Source organism: Streptomyces coerulescens (assembly GCF_042657965.1).
GTDB lineage: Bacteria > Actinomycetota > Actinomycetes > Streptomycetales > Streptomycetaceae > Streptomyces > Streptomyces coerulescens.
In genome coordinates, this window is record NZ_JBHSKM010000007.1 from 33,653 (window position 1) to 58,221 (window position 24,569).

Annotated in this window: 26 protein-coding genes and 1 riboswitch; of the genes, 14 read left to right on the plus strand and 12 right to left on the minus strand. The window is 70.8% G+C overall.

The window, feature by feature from the left end:
• The first annotated feature begins 132 nt into the window (after positions 1-132).
• The 5 genes from ACFPQ9_RS12095 to ACFPQ9_RS12115 all read left to right on the plus strand — a co-directional run bounded on the left by ACFPQ9_RS12095 (position 133) and on the right by ACFPQ9_RS12115 (position 5,039).
• Positions 133-852 carry a lysophospholipid acyltransferase family protein gene (locus ACFPQ9_RS12095; protein WP_380852353.1) on the plus strand — a complete coding sequence of 240 codons (720 nt, stop codon included), beginning with the start codon at positions 133-135 and terminating at the stop codon, positions 850-852.
• Positions 853-874: 22 nt separating this feature from the next.
• Positions 875-2,104 (plus strand): MacS family sensor histidine kinase, encoded by a 1,230-nt coding sequence (macS, locus tag ACFPQ9_RS12100; protein WP_380851163.1) that lies wholly within the window; start codon positions 875-877, stop codon positions 2,102-2,104.
• Entirely contained in the window at positions 2,101-2,793 is a 693-nt protein-coding gene (locus ACFPQ9_RS12105) for a response regulator (RefSeq protein WP_380851166.1), read from the plus strand. Before macS ends, ACFPQ9_RS12105 begins: the two co-directional genes overlap by 4 nt.
• A 136-nt stretch (positions 2,794-2,929) precedes the next feature.
• Positions 2,930-3,958: a 6-phosphofructokinase gene (locus tag ACFPQ9_RS12110; RefSeq protein ID WP_380851169.1), complete on the plus strand. Its 1,029-nt coding sequence runs from the start codon at positions 2,930-2,932 to the stop codon at positions 3,956-3,958.
• Positions 3,959-4,043: 85 nt separating this feature from the next.
• A complete protein-coding gene (locus ACFPQ9_RS12115; RefSeq protein ID WP_380851172.1) occupies positions 4,044-5,039 on the plus strand; it encodes a 2-hydroxyacid dehydrogenase in 996 nt (331 codons plus the stop codon).
• Here ACFPQ9_RS12115 and ACFPQ9_RS12120 read toward each other — a convergent pair.
• Both ACFPQ9_RS12120 and ACFPQ9_RS12125 read right to left on the minus strand, forming a co-directional pair.
• Complete coding sequence (locus tag ACFPQ9_RS12120) at positions 4,991-6,892, minus strand: anthranilate synthase family protein (RefSeq protein WP_380851175.1); 1,902 nt, start codon at positions 6,890-6,892, stop codon at positions 4,991-4,993. The genes ACFPQ9_RS12115 and ACFPQ9_RS12120 overlap by 49 nt on opposite strands.
• A 92-nt stretch (positions 6,893-6,984) precedes the next feature.
• Entirely contained in the window at positions 6,985-7,041 is a 57-nt protein-coding gene (locus ACFPQ9_RS12125) for a trp operon leader peptide (protein WP_078516689.1), read from the minus strand.
• Positions 7,042-7,144: 103 nt separating this feature from the next.
• Between ACFPQ9_RS12125 and ACFPQ9_RS12130 the strand changes: the two genes are divergently transcribed.
• Both ACFPQ9_RS12130 and ACFPQ9_RS12135 read left to right on the plus strand, forming a co-directional pair.
• Positions 7,145-8,497, plus strand: coding sequence for a class II 3-deoxy-7-phosphoheptulonate synthase (locus ACFPQ9_RS12130; protein ID WP_380851178.1), 1,353 nt, complete (start codon positions 7,145-7,147; stop codon positions 8,495-8,497).
• Between the two features lie 143 nt (positions 8,498-8,640).
• Entirely contained in the window at positions 8,641-8,874 is a 234-nt protein-coding gene (locus ACFPQ9_RS12135; protein ID WP_380852356.1) for a (2Fe-2S)-binding protein, read from the plus strand.
• A gap of 3 nt (positions 8,875-8,877) precedes the next feature.
• On the opposite strand, the gene bfr is transcribed toward ACFPQ9_RS12135, so the two are convergent.
• A complete protein-coding gene (gene bfr, locus ACFPQ9_RS12140; protein ID WP_328428326.1) occupies positions 8,878-9,354 on the minus strand; it encodes a bacterioferritin in 477 nt (158 codons plus the stop codon).
• Between the two features lie 175 nt (positions 9,355-9,529).
• Here bfr and ACFPQ9_RS12145 point away from each other — a divergent pair, with 175 nt between their 5' ends.
• A complete protein-coding gene (locus ACFPQ9_RS12145; RefSeq protein ID WP_380851182.1) occupies positions 9,530-10,162 on the plus strand; it encodes a sulfite oxidase-like oxidoreductase in 633 nt (210 codons plus the stop codon).
• 40 nt (positions 10,163-10,202) lie between these two features.
• Here the strand turns inward: ACFPQ9_RS12145 and ACFPQ9_RS12150 are convergent, their stop codons facing one another.
• The 6 genes from ACFPQ9_RS12150 to thiO all read right to left on the minus strand — a co-directional run bounded on the left by ACFPQ9_RS12150 (position 10,203) and on the right by thiO (position 15,954).
• On the minus strand, positions 10,203-10,694 hold the full coding sequence (locus ACFPQ9_RS12150) for a DUF4396 domain-containing protein (RefSeq protein WP_380851185.1): 492 nt from the start codon (positions 10,692-10,694) through the stop codon (positions 10,203-10,205).
• A 76-nt stretch (positions 10,695-10,770) separates the two neighbouring features.
• Entirely contained in the window at positions 10,771-11,664 is an 894-nt protein-coding gene (locus tag ACFPQ9_RS12155) for a deoxyribonuclease IV (protein ID WP_380851188.1), read from the minus strand.
• 57 nt (positions 11,665-11,721) lie between these two features.
• Positions 11,722-13,662, minus strand: coding sequence for a Stk1 family PASTA domain-containing Ser/Thr kinase (pknB, locus tag ACFPQ9_RS12160; protein ID WP_380851191.1), 1,941 nt, complete (start codon positions 13,660-13,662; stop codon positions 11,722-11,724).
• 118 nt (positions 13,663-13,780) lie between these two features.
• Entirely contained in the window at positions 13,781-14,575 is a 795-nt protein-coding gene (locus ACFPQ9_RS12165) for a thiazole synthase (RefSeq protein ID WP_380851194.1), read from the minus strand.
• A 3-nt stretch (positions 14,576-14,578) separates the two neighbouring features.
• A complete protein-coding gene (gene thiS, locus ACFPQ9_RS12170; RefSeq protein ID WP_380851197.1) occupies positions 14,579-14,791 on the minus strand; it encodes a sulfur carrier protein ThiS in 213 nt (70 codons plus the stop codon).
• Entirely contained in the window at positions 14,788-15,954 is a 1,167-nt protein-coding gene (gene thiO, locus ACFPQ9_RS12175; protein ID WP_380851200.1) for a glycine oxidase ThiO, read from the minus strand. The genes thiS and thiO overlap by 4 nt, the downstream gene beginning before the upstream one ends.
• Positions 15,952-16,063: riboswitch (TPP riboswitch) on the minus strand. It overlaps the preceding gene by 3 nt.
• A 52-nt stretch (positions 16,064-16,115) precedes the next feature.
• Between thiO and ACFPQ9_RS12180 the strand changes: the two genes are divergently transcribed.
• The 6 genes from ACFPQ9_RS12180 to ACFPQ9_RS12205 all read left to right on the plus strand — a co-directional run bounded on the left by ACFPQ9_RS12180 (position 16,116) and on the right by ACFPQ9_RS12205 (position 21,313).
• On the plus strand, positions 16,116-16,466 hold the full coding sequence (locus ACFPQ9_RS12180; protein WP_380851203.1) for an avidin-fold protein: 351 nt from the start codon (positions 16,116-16,118) through the stop codon (positions 16,464-16,466).
• Positions 16,467-16,498: 32 nt separating this feature from the next.
• Positions 16,499-17,716, plus strand: coding sequence for an NAD(P)/FAD-dependent oxidoreductase (locus ACFPQ9_RS12185; protein ID WP_380851206.1), 1,218 nt, complete (start codon positions 16,499-16,501; stop codon positions 17,714-17,716).
• Positions 17,717-17,791: 75 nt separating this feature from the next.
• On the plus strand, positions 17,792-18,157 hold the full coding sequence (locus ACFPQ9_RS12190) for an Rv2175c family DNA-binding protein (RefSeq protein WP_380851209.1): 366 nt from the start codon (positions 17,792-17,794) through the stop codon (positions 18,155-18,157).
• Positions 18,158-18,541: 384 nt separating this feature from the next.
• Entirely contained in the window at positions 18,542-19,204 is a 663-nt protein-coding gene (gene thiE, locus ACFPQ9_RS12195) for a thiamine phosphate synthase (RefSeq protein WP_380851212.1), read from the plus strand.
• A gap of 177 nt (positions 19,205-19,381) precedes the next feature.
• Positions 19,382-20,305, plus strand: coding sequence for a methylenetetrahydrofolate reductase [NAD(P)H] (gene metF / locus ACFPQ9_RS12200; RefSeq protein ID WP_380851215.1), 924 nt, complete (start codon positions 19,382-19,384; stop codon positions 20,303-20,305).
• A gap of 57 nt (positions 20,306-20,362) precedes the next feature.
• Positions 20,363-21,313 carry an SCO2102 family sporulation regulator gene (locus ACFPQ9_RS12205; RefSeq protein WP_380851218.1) on the plus strand — a complete coding sequence of 317 codons (951 nt, stop codon included), beginning with the start codon at positions 20,363-20,365 and terminating at the stop codon, positions 21,311-21,313.
• A gap of 19 nt (positions 21,314-21,332) precedes the next feature.
• Here the strand turns inward: ACFPQ9_RS12205 and ACFPQ9_RS12210 are convergent, their stop codons facing one another.
• The 3 genes from ACFPQ9_RS12210 to ACFPQ9_RS12220 all read right to left on the minus strand — a co-directional run bounded on the left by ACFPQ9_RS12210 (position 21,333) and on the right by ACFPQ9_RS12220 (position 24,548).
• On the minus strand, positions 21,333-22,847 hold the full coding sequence (locus tag ACFPQ9_RS12210; protein ID WP_380851221.1) for a phytoene desaturase family protein: 1,515 nt from the start codon (positions 22,845-22,847) through the stop codon (positions 21,333-21,335).
• Between the two features lie 55 nt (positions 22,848-22,902).
• Positions 22,903-23,517: a DUF4126 domain-containing protein gene (locus ACFPQ9_RS12215; RefSeq protein ID WP_380851224.1), complete on the minus strand. Its 615-nt coding sequence runs from the start codon at positions 23,515-23,517 to the stop codon at positions 22,903-22,905.
• A gap of 401 nt (positions 23,518-23,918) precedes the next feature.
• The gene (locus ACFPQ9_RS12220) at positions 23,919-24,548 is read right to left on the minus strand and encodes a TetR/AcrR family transcriptional regulator (protein ID WP_380851227.1); all 630 of its coding nucleotides are present in this window, start codon (positions 24,546-24,548) and stop codon (positions 23,919-23,921) included.
• Positions 24,549-24,569: the final 21 nt, after the last annotated feature.

Here is a 24,569-nt window from a genome sequence, read left to right on the forward strand (position 1 = left end):
CGGAGCCGCGTGCCGATAGAGCCAGGTGTGCTTCACCGTACGCGACCGCACTGACACCGACCAGGGCCGTCGGGCTCATTGACGGTGCCCCGGGTTAAGGTCTGATCGACACACACAGGAGGCACTCGGTTGTTGTACGGCACGATGAAGGTGGCCATCGGGGGACCGTTGAAGGTCGCCTTCCGGCCCTGGGTGGAGGGCCTGGAGAACATCCCCGCCGAGGGCGCCGCGATCCTGGCGAGCAACCACCTGTCGTTCTCCGACTCGTTCTTCCTGCCCGCGGTCCTCGACCGCAAGGTGACCTTCATCGCGAAGGCCGAGTACTTCACCACCCCCGGCGTCAAGGGCCGATTGACGGCGGCCTTCTTCAAGGGCGTCGGCCAGCTGCCGGTGGACCGTTCCGGGGGGCGTGGCGCGGGCGAGGCCGCCGTCAGGAGCGGCATCGAGGTCCTGGAGCGCGGCGAGCTGTTCGGCATCTACCCCGAGGGCACGCGCTCGCCCGACGGCCGGCTCTACCGGGGCAAGCCCGGCGGCCTCGCGCGCGTGGCGCTCGCCACCGGGGCACCGGTCATCCCGGTCGCCATGATCGACACCGAGAAGATCCAGCCGCCCGGCAAGGTCGTGCCCAAGCTCATGCGGCCCGGCATCCGGATCGGCGAGCCCCTCGACTTCAGCCGCTACCAGGGCATGGAGCACGACCGCTTCGTGCTCCGCGCGGTGACCGACGAGGTCATGTACGAAATCATGAAGCTCTCCGGCCAGGAGTACGTCGACATGTACGCGACCGCCGCCAAGCGGCAGATCGCGGAGGCGGCGAAGGCGGAGAAGGAACAGGCGAAGAAGTCGACGTAGCAACAACTCGGGGGGTGGGGGCATGGCCAAGCGTGAGCGGGTCATGAGGATGTCCGTGGAGCAGCCACTGTGGCGCGCGCTCGCCGGCTACCGCGTGCTGACCATGGTGTACGCCATCGGGCTCTTCGTCAGCGCCTACGACGAGGTCGCCCACCCCTGGGTGTCCATCAGCTACCTCGCCGTACTCGCCGTGTGGACGCTGGCCACCCTGCCCCGCATCGCGAACGCCGCCAGCTGCACCAAGCGCTTCCTGGCCGCGGACCTCACCATCGCCCTGACCGGCATCCTGCTCACGCGCATCGCCGAGTCGCCCGAGCGGATCGACGCCGGCTCCCCGACCCTGCCGTCGATATGGACGGCGGGCGCCGTGCTGGCGTTCGCCATCAAGGGCGGCTGGCGCTGGGCCGCGTTCGCCTCCACGCTGGTCGCCGCCGCCAACCTGATCCACCGCTCCGGCGTACCGACCCGCGACACCGTCCACATGGTGCTGCTCGTCTGGATCGCCTCCATCGCCATCGGCTACGTCGTCGAGGTCGCCCGCGCCTCCGAGCGCACCCTGGCCCGCGCCCTGGAGATCGAGGCGGCGACCCGGGAGCGGGAGCGGCTCGCCCGGGACATCCACGACAGCGTGCTCCAGGTGCTGGCCATGGTGCAGCGGCGCGGCGCCGTCATCGGCGGCGAGGCGGCCGAGCTGGGCCGGATGGCCGGCGAGCAGGAGGTGGCGCTGCGCACCCTGGTCTCCGGCGGCCTGGTACCCGTGTCGCGGGTGTCGGAGGACGCCGCCGAGGGCGCCGTCGTACGGGCCGTGGACGAGCCGGACGACTCCGACGGTGCCGTCGACCTACGGGCGCTGCTCGCCCCGTACGCGGGCGCGAAGGTCAGCCTCGCCGAGCCGGGGGCACCGGTGCCGCTGGCGCCGGCCGCCGCGCGGGAGCTGTCGGCGGCCGTCGGCGCCGCCCTGGACAACGTCCGCAAGCACGCCGGCGACGACGCGCGCGCGTGGATCCTCGTCGAGGACGAGCCCGGCGAGGTGATCGTCACCGTGCGGGACGACGGGCCCGGCATCCCCGAGGGCCGGCTCGCGCAGGCCGAGGGCGAGGGGCGGCTCGGCGTCGCCCTGTCGATCCGGGGCCGCCTGCGGGAGCTCGGCGGCAGCGCCGAACTGATCTCGGTGCCGGGCCAGGGCACCGAAGTGGAACTGAAGGTACCCAAGGCCACCAGCGCTTCACGGGGGAAGGCGGAGCAGCGATGACGGACACCACGAGCGAACAGCGGGAACCGATCAAGGTCATGGTGGTCGACGACCACCCGATGTGGCGCGACGCGGTCGCCCGCGACCTGGCCGAGTCCGGCTTCGACGTGGTCGCCACGGCGAGCGACGGCGACCAGGCCGTACGCCGCGCCAAGGCCGCCGCCCCCGACGTCCTGGTGCTCGACCTCAACCTGCCCGCCAAGCCCGGCGTCCAGGTCTGCAAGGAACTCGTCGGCCACAACCCGGCCCTGCGCGTCCTCGTCCTGTCCGCGAGCGGCGAGCACGCCGACGTCCTGGAGGCCGTGAAGTCCGGTGCCACCGGCTATCTGCTGAAGTCGGCGTCCACGGAGGAACTGCTGGACGCGGTGCGCCGTACCGCCGTCGGTGACCCGGTGTTCACGCCGGGCCTGGCCGGACTCGTCCTCGGCGAGTATCGCCGGCTCGCCTCCGAACCGGTGCCCGCCGCCCAGGACGCCGACCAGCCCGGCGCCCCGCAGCTGACCGAGCGCGAGACCGAGGTGCTGCGGCTCGTCGCCAAGGGCCTGAGCTACAAGCAGATCGCCGAGCGCCTGGTCATCTCCCACCGCACGGTGCAGAACCACGTCCAGAACACCCTCGGCAAACTCCAGCTGCACAACCGGGTCGAACTGGTGCGATACGCCATCGAGCGCGGCCTCGACGACGAGTGATCCACCGTCGTCCGCTTGACGGTGCGTAAACCGGACACCCGGCCATTCACCGGAATTGCCGTTCCGACCCATCCCGTTGTGACCTGGCTCACCATTAGCGTGGCCTCACCAGGCAACCGCGGCGAAGGGACTTTCCATGCGGGTCGGAGTACTGACCGGAGGCGGCGACTGCCCCGGTCTCAACGCCGTCATCCGGGCCGTCGTCCGCAAGGGCGTGCAGGAGTACGGCTATGACTTCGTCGGCTTCCGGGACGGCTGGCGAGGTCCGCTCGAGAACGACACCGTCCGTCTCGACATCCCCGCCGTGCGAGGCATCCTGCCCCGCGGCGGCACCATCCTCGGCTCCTCGCGCACCAACCCCCTGAAGCAGGAGGACGGCATCCGGCGCATCAAGGAGAACCTCGCCAAGCAGGAGGTCGAGGCGCTCATCGCCATCGGCGGCGAGGACACCCTCGGCGTCGCCGCCCGACTGTCCGACGAGTACGGCGTGCCCTGCGTCGGCGTGCCGAAGACCATCGACAACGACCTGTCCGCCACCGACTACACCTTCGGCTTCGACACCGCCGTCGGCATCGCGACGGAGGCCATCGACCGGCTGCACACCACCGCCGAGTCCCATATGCGCGTCCTGGTCTGCGAGGTGATGGGCCGTCACGCCGGCTGGATCGCCATCCACTCAGGGCTCGCCGGCGGCGCCAACGTCATCCTCATCCCGGAGCAGCGCTTCGACGTCGACAAGGTCTGCGCCTGGATCACCTCCCGCTTCAAGGCGTCGTACGCCCCGATCGTGGTCGTCGCCGAGGGTGCCATGCCCAAGGACGGGGAGATGGTCCTCAAGGACGAGTCGCTGGACTCCTTCGGGCACGTCCGGCTGTCCGGGGTCGGCGAGTGGCTGGCCAAGGAGATCGAGAAGCGCACCGGCAAGGAGGCCCGTACGACGGTCCTCGGGCACATCCAGCGCGGCGGCACCCCGAGCGCCTTCGACCGCTGGCTGGCCACCCGTTTCGGGCTGCACGCCATCGAGGCGGTCCGTGACCGCGACTTCGGCAAGATGGTCGCGCTGCGCGGCACGGACATCGTCCGCGTCCCGATCGCGGAGGCCACGGCCAAGCTGAAGACGGTGGATCCGAAGCTGTACGAGGAGGTCGGGGTCTTCTTCGGCTGACCGTACGGATCGGCTGCTTTCCGCCCGGCGGCACGGGGTCATGGGCCGTATATTCGGCCCATGACCCTATGAAGCGGGAGCAGCCTTGGAGATTCTCGCCTTCGGCGTGCAGGCGGACGAGAAACCCCTGATCGAGCAGGCCTTCCAGGGCCACCACGAGGTCCGCTGCCTGGACGTCTTCCTCAACGAGGACACCGCCCCCATCGCGGTCGGATACGAGGTCGTCTGCACCAGCGTCAACTGCGACCTCGGCAACCACGTCCTGCAGACCCTCGCGGCCGGCGGCACCCGGATGGTCGCCCAGCGCTCCACCGGCTTCAACAACATCGACCTCAAGGTCGCCGAGCGCCTCGCGATGACCGTCGCCCGAGTCTCGTCCTACTCGCCCTACTCCGTGGCCGAGTTCGCCTGGACCCTCGCCATGGCGGTCAACCGCCGTATCGTGCGCGCCTCCACGCGCACGCGTGACTTCGACTTCCGCCTCGACGGTCTGATGGGCCGCGACCTGCACGGCCGCACCGCCGGCGTCCTCGGCACCGGAAAGATCGGCGAGGCCTTCGCCCGCATCGCCCACGGCTTCGGCATGAACCTGCTCGGCTGGGACGTCGCCGAGAACCCCACCTGTATGCAGCTCGGCATGCGCTACGTCGCCAAGGAACGCCTTCTCGCCGAGTCCGACCTGGTCAGCCTGCATGTGCCGCTGATGCCGGAGACCAGCCGGCTGATCGACGCCGACGCCCTGAAGGCGATGAAGGACGACGCGATCCTGATCAACTCCAGTCGCGGCGGCCTCATCGACACCGCGGCCCTCGTCACGGAACTGCGCGAGGGCCGCTTCACGGGTGTCGGTCTCGACGTCTACGAGTCGGAGGCCGGGCTCTTCTTTCTCGACAAGTCGCTCCAGGCCGTCGACGACGACACCCTGGCCCGCCTCGTCACCTTCCCGAACGTCCTGGTCACCTCGCACCAGGCGTACTACACCGAGGACGCCGTCGGCCAGATCGTCGAGACCACCCTGCGCAACGTCCTCGACTACAAGGCGGGCCGCCGCTCGGAGAACGTGCTGGTGCCCCGCAGCTGATCCACCAGATCGCGGACGACGGCGGCGCCGTTCAGCGTCAGGACCGACTCCGGGTGGAACTGCACCCCGGCGAAACCGGGCCCGCGCACGGCGTGCACCTCCCCGTTGGCGGCGCGGCTGACCTCGACGCCGTGCCCGGCGAGCTCCGCCCGAGCCTCGTCGTCGCAGCGCGCCACGAAGCTGTTGTAGAAGCCGACCGTCTCCGGCCGCCCGAACAGGTCGATCGTCGTCTGCGCGCCCTGGTAGGGCACTTCCTTGCGCACGAGGTCCAGCCCCAGCTCGGCCGTGATCAGCTCATGGCCTAGGCAGACGCCGAGCACGCCGTGCCCGTGGCCGGCGATGACCTCGGCCGCGAGGTCGCGCAGCAGCCGCATCTTGGGGTCGGCCAGATCGCGCGGATCACCGGGGCCGGGGCCCAGCACGACCGGCCCCGCGTGCCCGAGCACCGCTTCCCGCAGCCCGGGCTCGTCGTAGCGCCGCACGGTCACCTCCAGGCCGCTGGAGCGCAGCACATGGGCCAGCATCGCCGTGAAGGTGTCCTCGCCGTCCACGACCAGGGCATGGCCCGTCAGGGACGCGGACCGCTCCTGCATCCGCAGCCAGAAGGGCGAGAGCGAGGCCCGGCGCCCGTCGAGCGCGGCACGCACGCGTGCGTCGTCGGCGAGACGTACGCGCGTGTGCTCCTCCCGCGGCCGGCCCGGCCGTACACCCAGGGCCGCCAGCACACCCGCCGCCTTCGCGTGCGTCTCCGCGACCTCGCTAGCCGGGTCCGAGCCGCGCACGAGGGTCGCGCCGACCGGCACCTTCAGCCGGCCGTCGGCGTCGATGTCGGCGGTGCGGATGAGGATGGGGGAGTCGAGGGTCTGCGCCCCGACAGATTTCTCCCGCCCGCCACCCGCGTACCGGCCGATGAGCGCCAGCGCACCCGCGTAGTACCCGCGTCCACCGACCTCGTGCCGCTCGATGACCCGGCAGGCGTTCTGCACCGGCGACCCGGTCACGGTCGCCGCGAACATCGTCTCCTTGAGGACCTCCCGTACGTCCAGCGACGACTTCCCGCGCAGCTCGTACTCGGTGTGCGCGAGATGCGCCATCTCCTTCAGCCGGGGGCCGATGACGACCCCGCCCATGTCGCCGACCGTGCACATCATCTTGAGCTCCTCGTCGACGACCATCGACAGCTCCTCGATCTCCTTGCCGTCGGCGAGGAACTCGAGCAGATGCTCGGCGGTGGGCCCCTCGGCCGGGTAGCGGTACGTCCCGCTGATCGGGTTCATGACGACGGTGCCGCCGGACATCCGCACGTGCACCTCGGGGCTCGCTCCCACCAGCGTGCGCTCCCCGGTGTCCACGACGAACGTCCAGTACGCGCCCCGTTCGCCCACCAGCAGCCGTCGGAACAGGGCCAGCGCGTCGGCGCGTCCGAACCCCGCGATCTCACCTTCGTAGGTCCGCCGGATCACGAAGTTGGCGCCCTCGCCCCGCCCGATCTCGTCCCGCAGCACCCGCCCGACGATCTCCGAGTACTCCTCGTCGGCCACGTCGAAGCCGCCGCCCTCGACGCGCACGTCGTGCGACGGGAGCTGCTCCAGCGCCTCGGCCAGCGGGATGGCGTACGACTCCTGCGGGGTGAGGACCGACAGGGGAGTGCCGTCGTCGCGGACGTCGAAGCCGCGCTCGCGGATCTGCCGGAAGGGGACCAGCGCCAGGCCGTCCTCGGGGAGGTCGGCGAGGCGGTCGTACGTGGATACCGGGCCGATCAGGACCTCGATCAGATCGTGGTCGTGGCCCGGGGTGCGGCGGCGCAGCAGGGCGAACGGGCGGGGATCGTCGAGCAGGTCTGGCAGCTGCATGGGTCCGTTTTCCTTCTCACTGGGAGGAACGGACCCCGGACACACCGAAGGCCGCCCCTCGGGCGGCCTTCGCGAAGTTTTCGTACGCGCAGTCAGCGGGCCGCCGGATGAGCGGTCCACCACCAGTTCTGGGTCGAGTGCGCGAACATGCCCCGCACCCTACCCCAAGGTCCGGTGTCCGAGTCGTGTACCCCGTGTCTCAATTGCTGGGCATGGGGCAGGACGCCCGACACGACCCCGTAATGTTGAGGCGTGACCGTGAACGCTAAGACCAGCACGAGTGCTGGCAACACCTGGCGAGACCTGCCCGCGGCGCAGCAGCCCGAGTACCCCGACACCGAGGCTCTGCGCGCAGTCGTTGCGGAGCTGGAGTCGTATCCGCCGCTCGTCTTCGCGGGCGAGTGCGACCAGCTGCGCGCCCGGATGGCGGCCGTCGCCAAGGGAGAGGCGTTCCTCCTCCAGGGCGGCGACTGCGCCGAGGCCTTCGACGCGGTGTCCGCCGACCACATCCGCAACAAACTCAAGACCCTCCTCCAGATGGGCGCCGTGCTGACGTACGCCGCCTCGGTGCCGGTCGTGAAGGTCGGCCGCATCGCCGGCCAGTACTCCAAGCCGCGCTCCAAGCCGACCGAGACCCGCGACGGCGTGACCCTGCCGACCTACCGCGGCGACTCCGTCAACGGCTTCGACTTCACCGAGGCCGCCCGCATCCCGGACCCCGAGCGCCTGAAGCGGATGTACAACGCGTCCGCCTCCACGCTCAACCTGGTGCGCGCCTTCACCACCGGCGGCTACGCCGACCTGCGCCAGGTGCACGCCTGGAACCAGGACTTCGTGAAGTCCTCCCCGTCCGGCCAGCGCTACGAGCAGCTCGCCCGCGAGATCGACCAGGCGCTGAACTTCATGCACGCCTGCGGGGCCGACCCGGAGGAGTTCAGGACGGTCGAGTTCTTCTCCTCGCACGAGGCGCTGCTGCTCGACTACGAGTCCGCGCTGACCAGGGTCGACTCCCGCACGGGCCAGCTGTACGACGTCTCCGGGCACATGGTGTGGGTCGGTGAGCGCACCCGGCAGCTGGACGGCGCGCACATCGAGTTCGCCTCGAAGATCCGCAACCCGATCGGCATCAAGCTCGGCCCGACGACGACGGCCGAGGAGGCGCTGCAGTACATCGACCGCCTCGACCCCGAGCGCGAGCCGGGCCGGCTGACCTTCATCGTCCGCATGGGCGCCGACAAGATCCGCGACTGTCTGCCCGAGCTGGTCGAGAAGGTCACGGCGTCCGGCGCCACGGTGGCCTGGGTGACCGACCCGATGCACGGCAACACCTTCGAGGCGGCCTCCGGTCACAAGACCCGCCGCTTCGACGACGTGCTCGACGAGGTCAAGGGCTTCTTCGAGGTCCACAAGGGCCTCGGCACCCACCCGGGCGGCATCCACGTCGAGCTCACCGGTGACGATGTCACCGAGTGCGTGGGCGGCGGCGACGAGATCTTCGTCGACGATCTGCACCAGCGCTACGAGACGGCGTGCGACCCGCGGCTCAACCGCAGCCAGTCCCTCGACCTGGCGTTCCTCGTCGCGGAGATGTACAGGGACCAGTGACGGGGTTGCCTGTTACGGCGGCATGAGTGGGGCGCGGATCACATTCGATCCGCGCCCCACAGCACTTTTGCCGTTCCTGCGAGCCGGGTAAGGTTAGGTTAGCCTCACCGATCAAGGGGATGGCACATCGATCCCGCCGGGAGGTGAACCGCGTGTACGTCTGCAGTTGCTTCGGCATCACCGAGCAGCAGGTCAAGAAGCACGCGGAGGACGGTGCCTGCACTCCCCGCCAGATAGCTTCGGCCTGCAAGGCGGGCACGGACTGCGGGTCGTGTGTACGCCGCATCCAGGCAATCCTGGGCCGGGGCGCGTGCCCGCGCCGTGAGCTGGCCGACCAGGGCAAGCCGATGCTCACCGATCTGGCGGACGCGGCCTAGGCCTCAGCTCGGCTGCTCGATCTGCTGCGCGATGTAGAGCGCCTCACCGAGCTTCTCGATCAGTTCGAGCTGGGTGTCCAGATAGTCGATGTGGTGCTCCTCGTCCTCGAGGATCGACTCGAAGATGTTCGCCGACGTGATGTCGCCCTTGGTACGCATCACCTCGATGCCGCGCTTGAGGCGGTCGATCGCCTCCACCTCGACCTGCCGGTCGGCCTGGAACATCTCGGTCACCGTCTGGCCGACCCGGACGTGGAACAGCCGCTGGTAATTGGGCAGGCCGTCCAGCATGAGGATGCGTTCGGTCAGCTTGTCCGCGTGCTTCATCTCATCGATGGACTCTTCACGCGTGTACTTGGCGAGCTTGGTCCAGCCTTTGTTGTCCTGGATCCGGTAGTGCAGCCAGTACTGGTTGATCGCGGTGAGCTCGCCGGTCAGCTGCTCGTTCAGGAATTCGAGGACCTCGGGGTCGCCCTGCATCGCAGAGGCTCCTTCCAAGCGGGGGAACTGGCAGGTTGCGCCGCATGATTGCACCGGCGGGAAAGATCGTCCAGTAAGTCTTCACTTAGTAAGTAAGTGCATGCTTAGTCCTGTTTGGAGTGGTTTACGGAGGGTGGGGTCAGGTGCACTGCTTCGGGTCTGTCAGGATGGAGTCATGGGTCAGCCGGTGGAGCGCGAAAGCGGAGCAGCAGCACACTCCGAGCTTCCGCCGGGGCAGCGGGTGCAGCGTGGCTGGCCGGTCACGCACTACGGCCCGGTCCCGAAGTTCCGGCCCGAACGCTGGGAGTTCAGGGTGTTCGGGGCCACCGCCGACGGCGAGAAGCACTGCTGGACCCATGAGGAGTTCGCGGCCCTGCCGTACGCATCCGTCGTCGCCGATCTGCACTGCGTCACGAAGTTCAGCATGCTCGGCGCGGAGTGGGGCGGCATACCGGCCCGGACCATCCTGGAGATCGCTCCGCCCGCGCCCGCGGTCACTCATGTGATGGTGTGGGCCGAATACGGCTTCAGCTCCAACCTCCGCCTCGCCGACTTCGCCTCCGAGCGCACCATCTTCGCCACTCACAAGGACGGCGAACTGCTCACGGCGGAGCACGGCTTCCCCCTCCGTCTGGTCGTCCCCCATCTGTACGCCTGGAAGGGGCCCAAGTGGGTCCGGGGCGTGGAGTACATGACTGCCGATCGCCGCGGCTTCTGGGAGGAGCGCGGCTATCACAACATCGGCGATCCATGGCGGGAGCAGCGCTACTCGTACCAGGAGGAGCCCGGGGACGGCCCCGAGCTCTGACTCCTGGTCCCCGCGGCGGGGTTCAGTGGTACTCCGGTGTTCAGTGGTACTGGTGGACCACCGCGTGGCCCTTGCCGCGGCCGATCATCCACTTGTTGACCGGCGTGGTGAGGACGAAGGCGACACCCAGCGCGATCGCCAGCACCCACCAGAACAGCGGGTCGGTGAGCCCGGCGTCCATGGCGCCCGGCCACAGGACGATCACACCGTTGTCGACCAGTTCCATCACGGCGATGGACAGGGTGTCCGCCGCCAGCGCCACCTTCAGCGCGGCCCGCAGGCCGACGCCCGCCTTCAGTACTCCGCGCAGGGTGAGGGCGTAGCCGAAGAAGAAGGCCAGGACGATCGCCAGGATCAGGGTCGGTACGTTGCCCCAGCCGAGCGCGGTGCCGATCACCATGCCCAGCACCTCGCCGATGGCACAGCCGGTGAGGCAGTGCAGGGTCGCCTGGACGGCCACCGCCCAGCCGCCGGCGGCCGCCGCCTGCTGATGCTGATGGTGATCGTGTGCCGTGTGTGCTTCGTGCTGCATCACTGTCCCCAATGTCAGGTCACGGTTCCTGCACCGAGCAAGAACCGTATACCCCCCTGGGGTATTCCGTAACAGGCTATGAATCCCGGAGTTTTTTCAACCGCTCCACGTCCGCCGCGTGCCCTTCCTTCCCGCCGGGCGTCTCGATGATCAGCGGTACGCCCTCGGTGGCCGGGTGCGTCATCAGCGCCCGGAACGGGTCCTCCCCGATGTGACCTGCGCCGATGTTCTCGTGTCTGTCCTTGTGGGCGCCGACGACGTCCTTGGAGTCATTGGCGTGGATCAGCTTCAGCCGGCCCTCGCCGACGGTGTCCACCAGCAGGTCCAGGGTCTGGTGCATGCCGGACGGGCCGGTCAGGTCATGGCCGGCGGCGAAGATGTGGCAGGTGTCCAGGCACACGCCCAGCTTCGGATGGGCGTCCAGCGCCTCGAAGTACGGCCCGAAGTCCCAGGTGCGCGAGCACAGCGAGAAGCCCTGGCCCGCCGTCGACTCCAGCAGCAGGAACGGGTCGTCGTCGTGGGTCAGCTCGTCGAGCAACGGCAGCATGTGCTCCCGCACCTGGTTCAGGGCCACCGAGCGCTCCCGGCCGCCGGTCGCGCTGCCCGTGTGCACGACCACGCCCAGCGCGCCGATCTCCCGCCCGCGGCGCAGCGAGTGCCGCAGCGACTCCACGGACTTCTCGACGGTCGCCTCCGTGTGCGAGCCGAAGTTGATCAGATACGGCGCGTGCACATACGCCGGGATCGACTCGGCCTCGCACACCGCGCGGAACTCCTCGTCCTGCCGCGGATTCCCGACGGGCGTGGCCCAGCCGCGCGGGTTGGCGACGAAGACCTGGACCGTCTCGGCCTTGAGGTCGTGGGCGTAGGTGAGCCCGACGGAGGCCAGGCCGCCGGCCACGGGGACATGGCCGCCGACGGGGTTGCGGGAGGGGCCCGTGCGGGCGGTTCCGGACTGCTGCTTTGTCACCCGTTCAGGGTGTCATGCGGTCCTGGCCGCCCGATCACCGGTTAATGCGGGCTCAGGTCACCGGATCGTGATGGTGATCGTGGAGCCCTTCGGGGCCGTCTCGCCGCCCTCCACGGACTGCTCCTTGACCGTGTCGCCGAACAGGCCCAGCAGACCGCGGTCCTCATCGACCTCGAAGCCGGCGCCCTCCAGCGCCGCCTTGGCGTCGTCGACGCTGTCGCCGACCACGTCCGGAACCTCGATCATCTCGGGGCCCTTGGACAGCGTGAGCGTCACGGTGTCGCCCTCCGCGGCCTGCTTGCCCTCCCCGGGAGACTGCTGCGCGACCTTGCCCGCGCCGAACTCGGAGTTGACCCGTGCGGAGGCGATCTTCACCTTCAGACCGGCTTCCTGCAGCTCGGCCCTGGCGTCGGCCGGGTCCTCGCCGGTGACGTCCGGGATGTCCACCGGGCTGCCCTTGCTGACGAACAGCTTGACCGCGGAGCCGGAGCGGACCTCGGTACCGGTCCCGGGTTCCGAGGAGAGCACGGAGCCCCGGGTGACGTCGTCGTTGAACTCCCGGGTCACCATGCCCGGTTGGAGACCGCTCTCCTTCAGCTCGGCCCTCGCCTTGTCCAGCGGATAGCCCTCGACGTCGGGCACCTTCACCGTCTCCGGGCCGGCCGAGATGACCAGCTTCACGGAGTCGTTGTGCCGTATGCGGGCGCCCGTGGCCGGGTCCGTGCTGATGACGGTGCCGCGCTTGACGGTGTCGCTGTAGGCGCGCTCCACCTTGCCGACATCGAGCCCGGCCTCCTCCAGCCGGTCCTTCGCCTGCGCCTCGGTCTTGGACAGCAGCGGCGGGACCTGGGTGAACTGACCGGAGTTGATGTACCAGATGCCGACACCGAGGCCGAGGGCCAGCAGGACGGCGGCGACTATGACGAACGGCCCGCGCGGCCGGCGCGGAGCACCCGCCCGGCGGCCGGGCGGCGGCGGAGGCGGCGGGGTCTCCAGCCGGCTGGTCCGGTTGAAGTTGACCTCGGGCTCGTCCCCGTTGACCGGCAGCGGCCGCTGGATATTGAGACCGCGCGGGATGACGCTCGTACGGTCGTCGGAGTTGCTGTGCTGCGCGGAGAGCGCCTGCGGCGGCATCGCGTCCAGCTGGTCCGTGCTCAGCGCGGCACGCGTCTCACGGGCCTGCGCGAGCAGCGCCACGGCGTCGTACGGCCGGATCTGCGGGGAGCGCGCGGTGGCCGACGCGACCAGCTCGTCGAGCTCGTACGCCAGCCCCGGGACGATCGCCGAGGGCGGCGGAACGTCCTCGTGCAGGTGCTTGTAGAGCACCACGGCGGGGGAGTCCCCGTCGTGCGGCTTCTCGCCGGTGAGCATCTCGTAGAGGACGACACCGCACGCGTACACGTCGACCCGGGCGTCCGCCGTGCCCGGCTGCTCTATCTGCTCGGGCGCGAGATAGGAGACGGTGCCGAGTACGGCACCGGTGGTGCTGGTCACGGTGTCCACGGAGCGTACGAGGCCGAAGTCGGCGACCTTGACCCGCCCGTCATCCCCTATGAGGACGTTCTCCGGCTTCATGTCCCGGTGCACGAACCCGGCGCGGTGCGCGGCGCCGAGCGCGGCGAGCACCGGCTCCAGGATGTCGAGGGCGGCCCGGGGCTGCAGCGCGCCCCGGTCGCGCAGCACGTCACGCAGCGTGCACCCGGCCACGTACTCCATGGCGAGATAGACGTACGACCCGTCGGTGCCCTGGTCGAAGACCTGCACGACATTGGGGTGCGCCAGCCGGGCGACGGACTTCGCCTCCCGGATGAACCGCTCGACGAACGCCCCGTCGACCGCCAGCGCGGGGTGCATCACCTTGAGCGCGAGCACGCGGTCCAGGCGGGTGTCCAGGGCCCGGTAGACCGTGGCCATCCCGCCGACCGCGATCCGCGCGTCCACGCGATACCGGCCGTCGAGCACCTGCCCGACCAGAGGGTCCTGAAGGGTCGTATCCACGCAGGTGAGTGTACGAGCCGACACTGACAGGCCCGCCCGTTCGTCCGAGATAGGGGCGGGACTGAAGCCGACCTGTGACGGACGCCTCATGGAACGACGGGCTTCATCGAACGTGCGTTCAGAACGCGGGTCGTTCCGGATCCAGTCGTGCCATGCCGTCCACCGGGGACGACGCCTCCGCGAAATGGCGCTTCGGAATCCGCCCCGCCCGGTACGCCAACCGCCCCGCCTCCACGGCATGCCTCATGGCGTCGGCCATGAGCACCGGCTCCTGCGCCCGCGTCACGGCCGAGGCGAGCATCACGCCCGCGCACCCCAGCTCCATCGCGAGCGCCGCGTCGGACGCCGTACCGGCACCCGCGTCCAGGATGACCGGCACGCGCGCGTGCTCCACGATCAGCTGGAAGTTGTGCGGGTTGCGGATACCGAGCCCCGACCCGATGGGGGAGCCGAGCGGCATGATCGCCGCGCAGCCGGCGTCCTCCAGCTTCCGCGCCAGCACCGGGTCGTCGTTCGTGTACGGCAGCACCGTGAACCCGTCGTCCACCAGCGTCTCGGCGGCGTCCAGCAGCTCGATCGGATCGGGCAGCAGCGTCCGCTCGTCGGCGATGACCTCCAGCTTGATCAGATCCGTACCGAGCGCCTCGCGCGCGAGGCGGGCCGTCAGCACGGCCTCCCCGGCGGTGAAGCACCCCGCCGTGTTCGGCAGCACCCGGATCCCGAGCTTCTCCAGCACGGACAGCACCGAGCCGTGCACCGACGCGTCGACCCGCCGCATCGCGACGGTCGTCAGCTCCGTCCCGGAAGTGACCAGCGCCCGCTCCAGGACGTCCAGGCTGGGCGCTCCGCCCGTGCCCATGATCAGGCGGGACGTGAAGGACGTACCGCCGATGACAAAGGGATCGTCGGCCATGGTTCAGCCTCCTTGGACGGCGGTGAGGACCTCGACGCGGTCTCCCTCGGAGAGGGGCGTCGACGGCCACTGCGCGCGCGGGACGACGGTTTCGTTGAGGGCGGCGGCCACTCCGGAGGGCGCCGTGGTGACGGACGAGACGAGCGTGTCCAGAGCCGTGCCCGGCTCGATGGGCCGGCGCTCGCCGTTGACCGAGATGATGACCTGGACGCTCATGCGGGCTGCTCCGTGAGTGCGGCGGGAGTGAAGCGCCGGGGCGTGAACGCGCGGGCCTCTTCGGGAAGTTCACCGGTGGCCAGGACCTGCGCCATGGCGTCCCCGGTGACCGGCGTGAGCAGCACGCCGTTGCGGTAGTGACCGGTGGCCAGCGACAGCCCGGCCAGCTCGGTCGGGCCGAGCAGCGGTGCGTTGTCGGGGGAGCCGGGACGCAGACCCGCCCGCGTCTCCGTGAGCGGCAGTTCGGTGATGCCCGGCACCAACTCGTGGGCGTCGCGCAGCAGCTCGTACACGCCGCCCGCGGTCACCGTCGTGTCCCAGCCCAGCTCCTCACTCGTCGCCCCGACGACCAGCTCCCCGTTCTCGCGCGGCACCAGGTACACCTGGCTGCCGCGCACCACGGCCCGCACGGTCCGGCTCAGGAACGGCGCGAACCGCTGCGGCACGGTCAGCCGCAGCACCTGCCCCTTCACGGGACGCACGGGCGGCAGTACGGCGTCGGGCAGGCCCGCGAGCCGGCCGCTGAGGCTGCCGGCCGCGAGGACCACCTGGTCGGCGGCCAGCGTGGTGCCGTCCGTCGTGGTGACTCCGGCGACCCGGTCCCGTGCGACGTCGACGCGCTCGGCCCATGCGCGGTGCAGGACCACGCCCGCCCGCTCGCACGCGACCACCAGGGCCGCCGCCAGCCGCCGCGGGTCGATCTGGTGGTCCCCGTCCACCCGCAGCCCGCCGCGCACGCCCGGCGCGAGCATCGGCTCCAGACGCCGGCACTCGCGCCCGGACAGCCACTCGGAGTCCAGCCCCGACCGGCGCTGCAAGGCATGCAGTTCGCGCAGATGGGCGCGGTCGTCGGCGTCCAGCGCGACGGCGAGGGTGCCGCACCGGCGGTAGCCGAGGTCGAGGCCGGTGACCTCGGTGAGCTCCGCCGCGAAGTCCGGGTAGCGGCGGGCCGAGGCGAGGTTCAGGCCGAGCAGGGTCTGCTCGCCGTAGTGCAGTTCCGTGACGGCGGCCAGCATGCCCGCGGCCACCTGGGCGGCCCCGCCGCCCGGCTCGGGGTCCACGACGGCCGTCGTGAACCCGCGCCCGGCGGCCCGCCACGCCGTGACCAGGCCGATGATTCCGCCCCCTATGACGAGGACGTCTGACGTTCGCGTACGCGACATGGGCGTCCAGCCCCTCCCTTCGCCGGCATGACCCGGATCAGGTTCGTACGGTCGGAGGCCGCCAGCCTCCCTCTCAGCCCGGTGCGTCCGGGCTCCCGCGAGTGCTCTACGTTGGCCACCCTAGCCCGCCGCCCCAAGTATCAGTAAGGGAGCCTCACCGCATGGCCCGCTCGCTGGACGGACTCGTCCTCGCCCCCGTCACCGATCAGGCCCCAGGTCAGGTGGGTACGCGCACCCGGTTCACGTACCACGAGAACGACGGCGAGATCTGGGCCGAGTACGCCGGCGGGGACGTCGTACGCGGGCACCTCGTGGGCACCCGGGACGGCGACCGGCTGGACTTCCGGTACGTGCAGCTGAAGCGGGACGGGACGACGTCGTCGGGCCACTGTGTGTCGGTGGTGGCCGAGCTGCCCGACGGGCGGGTGCGCCTTGACGAGACCTGGGAGTGGGAGTCGCAGCAGGGCAGCGGCACCAGCGTTGTGGAGCAGGTCACCGAGCACGACTCCTGACTGACAAATAGTCAGTTGTCTATGGTGATCAGGTGAGCGAGCAGACGACGCAGTCGCAGCGGTCCGTGGTCGTCGCCGGCGCCGGCATGGCCGGTGTGCAGACGGCGGTGGCCCTGCGCGAACAGGGCTTCACCGGAACCGTCACGCTGATCGGCGCCGAGCCCCACCAGCCCTACGACCGGCCGCCCCTGTCCAAGGCCGTGCTGCTCGGCAAGGCCGAGGGTTCCGCCTTCGACGTCGACTTCGAATCCCTCGGCATCGACCTGTGGCTGGGACGCGAGGTCCTGGGCGTGCGCGTCGCCGACCGCGAACTGGACACCGAGGCCGGGCCCGTCCCCTACGACGTGCTCGTGCTGGCCACCGGCGCCGAACCGATCCGGCTGCCGGGCGCCGAGGGCGTGCCCGGCGTGCATCTGCTGCGCACCCTGGACGACGCCGAGCGGCTGCGCCCGGTGCTCGCCCGGCAGCACGACATCGTGGTCGTCGGCGCGGGCTGGATCGGCGCCGAGTTCGCGACGGCCGCGCGCGAGGCGGGCTGCGCGGTGACGGTCGTGGAGGCCGCCGACCGGCCGCTCGCCGGGGCACTGCCCGCGGAGGTGGCCGCGCCGATGACCGCCTGGTACGCCGACAGCGGGACGGTACTGCGCACGCACACGCGCGTGGCGCGCGTCGAGCCCGGCGCGGTGATCCTCGACGACGGCACGCGCGTGCCCGCGGACGCCGTCGTGGTCGGCATCGGGGCCCGGCCCGCCACGGCCTGGCTGGCCGGCTCCGGCATCGAGCTCGGCGAACACGGTGAGGTCGTGGCCGACGAACGACTGCACACCTCGGTACCGGACGTCTACGCGGTCGGCGACTGCGCGTCCTTCCCCTCCGGGCGCTACGGTGAGCGGCTGCTGGTCCACCACTGGGACAACGCCCTCCAGGGCCCGCGCACGGTCGCCGCCAACATCCTCGGCCAGACCCTCGCGGTCTACGACCCGGTGCCGTACTTCTGGTCCGAGCAGTTCGGCCGCTTCGTCCAGTACGCCGGCCACCACGCCGCCGCCGACACGATGCTGTGGCGCGGCGACCCGTCGGGCCCGGCCTGGTCGGTCTGCTGGCTGCGGGACGACCGCCTCGTCGCCCTGTTGGCGGTGGGCCGGCCGAGGGATCTCGCGCAGGGGCGGCGGCTGATCGAATCGGGCACGCCGATGAACGCCGAGCTGATGACGGACCCGGCGAGGCCGCTGAAGGCGGCCACGGCGTAGTGCGTCGCGGCGACGCCCGTCCCGGGTGGACCGGCCTGACTTCCGACTGTCAGTGCCAGATGGCAGGCTTGTTCCGTGACCGAGATTGACGCAAAGACTGATGCTCTCGTCCCCGCCTGGCTCACCCTGCCCGACATCGCCGAACAGCTCGGCGTCGAGGTGACCCGCGTCCGGCAGCTGGTCAAGGAGGGCCAGCTCATCGCCGTACGCCGTGGTGAGAACCGTGCGCTGCACGTCCCTGCCGCCTTCATCGACGGAGACAGGGTCGTCAAGGGCCTGTCCGGGACCCTGACGCTCCTGAGGGACGACGGCTTCACGGACGAAGAGATGCTGGAGTGGCTCTTCACGCCCGACGAGAGCCTGCCGGGCACCCCCGCGCAGGCCCTCAGTGAGAACCGCGGCACGGAGGTGAAGCGCCGCGCCCAGGCGCTCGCCGTCTGATCCGAAGCACGCCATACGCGCGAAGGGCGCGCATCCGAATACCGTCCGGCGTACAGGCCGGGGCTCTGGGCCGCGGTCGCGGTCGAGTGCGGCCGTGTCCGTGTCCAGGGGCTTCGGCCGACTGCGAAGGTGCGGCCGCGTCCCTGTCCGGAGGGCTTCGGCCCACTCCGAAGGTGCGGGGCGCGCGGTGGCAGTAGCTGCCGCGCGCACCCGTCCGCGACCCCCGGCGGTCTCCGGTCGGACCGGCCGCCGTGCGAGGACCGCGCGCAGAGGGCGGCGCTCACCGTGCCGCCGACTCCGGCTACCGTGTGCCACCGTCCGGCAACCGCCCGACCTCACCGGCCGGCCCCACCCGCCCGGCAACCCGATCACAGGGGGCACCGCATGTCCGACACCGTCACCGCAGGCACCGCCCGCGCGCAGCTCGCCGACGCCCGGCTCTACCTCTGCACCGACGCCCGTAAGCGGCAGGGCGACCTCGCGGAGTTCCTGGACGCCGCCCTGGCCGGTGGCGTCGACATCGTGCAGCTGCGGGACAAGGGCATGGAGGCGGCCGAGGAGCTGGAGCATCTGAAGGTCTTCGCCGACGCCTGCGCCCGGCACGGCAAGCTCCTCGCGGTCAACGACCGGGCCGACGTGGCCCACGCCGCCGGCGCCGACGTCCTGCACCTCGGCCAGGGCGACCTTCCGGTCCCCGCCGCCCGCGCGATCCTCGGGGACGACATCCTGATCGGCCGCTCCACGCACGCCGACCCGGAGGCCGACGCGGCCGCCGCCCAGGAAGGCGTGGACTACTTCTGCACCGGCCCGTGCTGGCCCACCCCCACCAAGCCCGGCCGCCACGCCCCCGGCCTCGACCTGGTCCGGCACACCGCCGCGCTCGGCACCGACCGCCCCTGGTTCGCGATCGGCGGCATCGACCTCGGCAACCTCGACCAGGTGGTGGAGGCGGGCGCCCGCCGTGTCGTCGTCGTACGGGCGATCACCGAGGCCGACGACCCGGCCGCCGCGGCGGCGGAGTTCGCCAAGCGGCTGCGACAGGCGTAGCCGCCGTTGGGGTGTGTCTCACCCAGTGGGCAGCCGTGCCGCTTCCCTGTGGCGCGATCCCCGTATTGGGCCGTTGTTCGGCCCTGGTTTGTCCAAGGCGTGGACAACCACCGGACAATTCGGGCAAATGTCCAGCGTCCGGTTGGGGGACGGGTGCCCCCTGGCTAACCTGCGAGTATGGCCCTCGGCACCGCATCCATCAGGTCGGACCACGCTCGTACCGTGCGCGAGATGCTCGCGACCGGCAAAACGACGTATTCCTTCGAGTTCTACGCGCCCAAGACCCCGAAGGGCGAGCGGAACCTGTGGAACGCGCTGCGCCGGGTCGAGGCCGTCGGACCCGACTTCGTCTCCGTGACCTATGGCGCGGGCGGTTCCACCCGCGCCGGCACGGTCAAGGCGACCGAGGCGATCGCCTCGGACACCACGCTCACCCCGATCGCCCACCTCACCGCCGTCGACCACTCGGTGGCCGACCTGCGCAACATCATCGGCCAGTACGCCGACGCCGGGATCCGCAACATGCTGGCGCTGCGCGGCGACCCGCCCGGCGACCCGCTGGGCGACTGGGTGCGGCACCCTGAGGGCCTCGCCTACGCCGCCGAGCTCGTCGAGCTGATCAAGGCGTCCGGCGACTTCTGCGTGGGCGTCGCCGCCTTCCCGGCGATGCACCCCCGCTCCGACGACTGGGACACCGACGTACGTCACTTTGTCGACAAGTGCCGTGCGGGTGCGGACTATGCGATCACGCAAATGTTCTTCGAACCCGAGGATTACCTGCGGTTGCGCGACCGTGTCTCGGCCGCCGGCTGCGACACCCCGATCATCCCGGAGATCATGCCCATTGCCAGCGCGAAGACGCTGGAGCGGATCCCCTCGCTCACCAACGCGGGCTTCCCGGCCGCCCTGAAAGAGCGGATCCTCACAGCAAAGGACGATCCGGCGGCTGTACGCTCCATTGGCATCGACTTCGCCACGGAGTTCTGCGCGCGGCTGTTGGCCGAGGGAGTGCCCGGTCTGCACTTCATCACGCTCAACAACTCCACGGCGACGCTGGAAATCTACGAGAACCTGGGCTTGCACCATCCCCCGCAGGCCTAGACCGGCCGTCCTGACATACGTCACACTGCGTAGGCGGCCACTGGGAGAGGGGCGTACATGGGCTGGACGGTCCTCTACATCGCGTTCGGCATCGTCGCGCTGTGGCTGCTCGGCGAGGTGCTGTTGCAGTACAAGGCGCGGCTGCGCTGGCGACTGCTCGCCTTCGTCGGCTTCCTCGGCGTCGTGGTCGGGGTGCTGATCCCGTCGGTCATCGTCATCGGCCTGGGCGCCGCCGCCTTCGCGATCGGCCAGACCTACGTCACGCTGTCGTTCCGCCGCGGCTTCTCGGCGGGCTGGGCGGTCTCCGCGCCGGCCCTGGGCCCCCTCGGCAACAAGCGCCGCCGCGACGAGCACGACCGCCAGGAGCCCACTCTGGAGGTCTCCGACCTGGAGGCGTCCGAGAGCGGATACGCGGGCCACGACGGTGCCTACGGTCAGGACGGCGTCGGATACGGCGACGACTACGACCGTGACGACGTCTTCACGCCCACCCGCGGTGGCCAGCCCACGCCCGCGGAGTCGACCGCCGTCTACGAGCCGCAGCCCATGCCGGAGGACACCGGCTCGTACGGCATATACAGCGACGCCGCCTATGCCGCCGCCGCCAACCAGAACTACGCCGCCGCCGGCCAGCCCCAGGACCAGTACGCGACGGCCGACCAGAGCTACGGGTACGACGCCTACGCCGGCTACGACCAGCAGCAGTACGGCTACGACCCGGGCGGTCAGCAGCAGTACGCCGCCTACTCCGACCCGTACATCGGCACCCAGACCTACGACGGCGCCTCCTACGACGCCTACGGCCAGCAGCAGTACGCCCAGCAGGGCTACGGCCAGGACCAGTACGCCACCGGCGGCTACGGCGAGACCCCCTCCAGCGGCGTCTGGGTCCCGCAGCAGCGCACCGACGAGGCCTACGGCGGCGAACTCCCGCCGGAGCAGCAGTACCCGTACCAGGGCAACGGCCAGCAGCAGGGTCAGGGGTACGACGAGCAGTACCGTTTCTGACGGTCCGCGCGGCCGGAGATCACTGTGAGCCCTGGAAGTCCGGCCCCTCCAGGATCAAACCGGCCACCAGCGCGCCCGACATGCCCGCGTGCGGGAGGCCCCCTCCGGGGTGGGACCAGCCGCCGACGGTGAACAGGCCGGACACGGCCGTGCTGTTCGACGCGTGCAGCAGACGTCCTTCGGCCGCCGCCAGTGCCGGCGCCGGAACCGCTCCGCCTGCCGCGCCGGTCGCCTCCGCGATGTCGGCCGGGGTGCGCACCTCGTGCCACAGGAGACGGTCGCGCAGATCGGGCACCGCCCGTTCGGCCACGGCGATCATGTCGGCGGCCTGCCGCTCGAAGACCTCCGGCCGGTCCTCCTCGGGCCGCGTGGGCAGCGTCGACGTGAGCGTGATCGCCTCATGACCGGCGTCCGGAACCAGCGCCGGGTCGTCGGGCCGCAGGACGGTGACCGTGGGCCGCGTGGCCATGCCGCCATTGCCACCGAACAAGGCGTCCAGTTCGGTCTCGCGGTCCTCCGCGTGCACCACCGTGCGGTGCACCGTGCCCTCCGGCCGGCCACCGCGCAGCGCCAGCAGCACCGTCAGCCGACTCGCCGCCCGGCGCTGGGGCGCGACCTCGCCCACGCCCTCGGCGCGCACCGCCGTACCGCGCATCAGACGGTCCAGCACTCCGGGAGCGACCCCGGAGACCACGAAGTCGGCCTCCTCCATCGTCCGGTCGGCCAACTCCAGCCCCGCCGCCCGTCCGTCCTTCTCCAGGATCCCGGTGACCTCGACCCCGAAGTGGAACTCGACCTTCCTGGCCAGGCACCGCTCGTACACGGCCCGCGCCAACTCCCGTATGCCGCCGCGCACATACCAGGTCCCGAAGGCATGCTCCATGTACGGCAGCACGGCCGCGTTGGCCGGGGAGGTGCCGGGGTCGAGGCCGTACGCCAGCGCGTGGCTCTCCAGCAGGGCGACGAGCCGGGGGTCGCGCAGCTCCCAGGCGCCGACCTCGGCGAGCGTGCCCGCCCGGCGGGTGCGCAGCAGGCGCTTGTGCGGGACCGCGGGGTAGGGCTCGCGCCCGGCCAGCACCTGCCAGTTGGGCCACAGGGGCTCCTCCAGCAGCGGTCTGCGGGTGCGGTCCCAGGTCTCCCGGGCGCGAATCAGGAAGTCGCCCCAGCGGGCGCCCGCCCCGGCACCCAGCGCCTCGTCCAGAGCGGCCACCACGCCCGCGCGCGAGGCGTTCGGCAGCGACACTTCGGTGCCGTCCGCGAAGACGTGCCGGGCGGACGGGTCGACCTGGACCAGGTCGACGCATGCCTCCAGCGGCTCCTTGCCGGTCTTGATGAACAGATCGCGGTACACGGCGGGGACCATGAGCAGCCCGGGGCCCGTGTCGAAGCCGAAGCCGTCCCGCTCGAAGCGGCGCACCGCTCCGCCGTACGTCTCCGTGCGCTCGTACACCGCCACCCGGTGGCCCGCGACGGCCAGTCGGGCAGCGGCCCCCATCGCGCCCATCCCCGCGCCGATCACCGCAATCCTCGCCATGCCAGGGACTTTATCGGCCGGCACTGACAACGGCGCACCGACCTGGGACGACGGCTCAGCCGGGCCGTTGGGCCACCGCTTGCCCGAGCCGTTTCTCCGCCCGCCGCTCGGCCCTGCGCCGCAGGAAGCGACGGATCCGGGAGACCAGGAAGTAGAGCAGGAACAGCCCGGCAAGCAACAGGGCGCCCGCGACGGTGGCCGCGGCGACGGGGTGGAAGATCGCGAAGGTGATGATCGCGGCGACCCCGAGGTCCTCGGCGAGGCTCACGATGACGTTGCTGAACGGCTCGGGCGAGGAGTTGACGGCCATCCGCGTCCCGGCCTTGACCAGGTGGCTGATCAACGCCGTGGAACCGCCGACCGCGCCCGCCGCCAGCTCCGGCACCGACCCGCTCTGCCCGGCGAGCAGCGCCGCGACGACCGCGCCCGACACCGGCCGGATCACGGTGTGCACCGAGTCCCACGCGGTGTCGACGTACGGGATCTTGTCGGCGACGGCCTCGATGAGGAACAGCACGCCGGCGGCTATCAGGACATCGGGCCGTTGCAGTGCCTCGGGCACCTCGTCGCTCAGCCCCGTCGCACCGAATATGCCGAGCAGCAGCACGACGGCGTAGGCGTTGATACCGCTGGCCCAGCCGCTTGTGAACACCAATGGGAGTACAGACACGGGGGCGATCGTAACCACTGGGCAACACCGGGTCTTGGGGATGAGCACGCAGCTCTGAGTACCCGTACCTAGCCCACGAGATGAGTACGCGCGCGGATGGGGCGCGACCTGCGTGAACGAGAGAGTGGAGGCACGGAGAAGGGGATCGGCTCCGGCACCGGCGACACGGGGCGCCGGAACGGAGCGTCCCCGGATCCGCTCCTTCCGCCGGCCACTGGTGTCGGCGGGAGTGAGACCGGGGGACCCGGGGGAACGACCGAACGGGGGTCCAGGGGGGATACGGGGGAAACGGGGGGCGTACGGGGGAACGGGGGAGCACGAGAGGGCGCCGGTTCGACAGTGGCCCGCGGGGGACGCGGCCACTTCGAACCGGCGCTTTCGTGTGTGCGCTCCGGCCGGCCTCAGCGCCGGCCGCTCACCCGGCCCTGCAACAGCCGGGACAGCGCCGCGTGCACATCGTCGAGGGAGCGCTCCGGCTGGAAGGACTGCCAGTCCAGCGCGGCCACCAGGACCATGCCGACCAGCGCGGCGGCGGTCAGCGGGACATCGATCTCGTCGCTGAACTCGCCGCTCTCCACGCCCTCGCGCAGCACGCCCTCGACGACCGCCACGGCCTGCTGGCGGACCACCATCAGCGTGGACTGCCAGGCCCGGTTCGTCCGCCACAGTTCGGCGACGTACAACTGTGTGAAGGACGGGTAGCGGTCGATGAAGACCAGCCCCGCGCGGATCATCGCGTCCAGGGCGTCCACCTTGTCGCCGCCCTCCCGCGCGGTCTGCTCGGCGGCCTCGCGCAGGGAGGCGGTCAGGAGGCCCACTCCGTGCCGCAGCAGCTCCTCGAAGAGGACCGACTTGCTGGCGAAGTTGTAGTAGACCGTGCCCTTCGCCACCCCGGCCCGCTCGGCGATCTCGTCGACCGTGGTGGCGGAGAAGCCCTGCTCGGCGATGAGCGTGACGGCCGCTTCGTAGAGCTTCTGCCGGGTGGCCTCACGGCGCGTGCTGCCGCCCGACGCGGCGCTGCTGCTTTCCATGGGGCTGATTGTGCCGCGCGC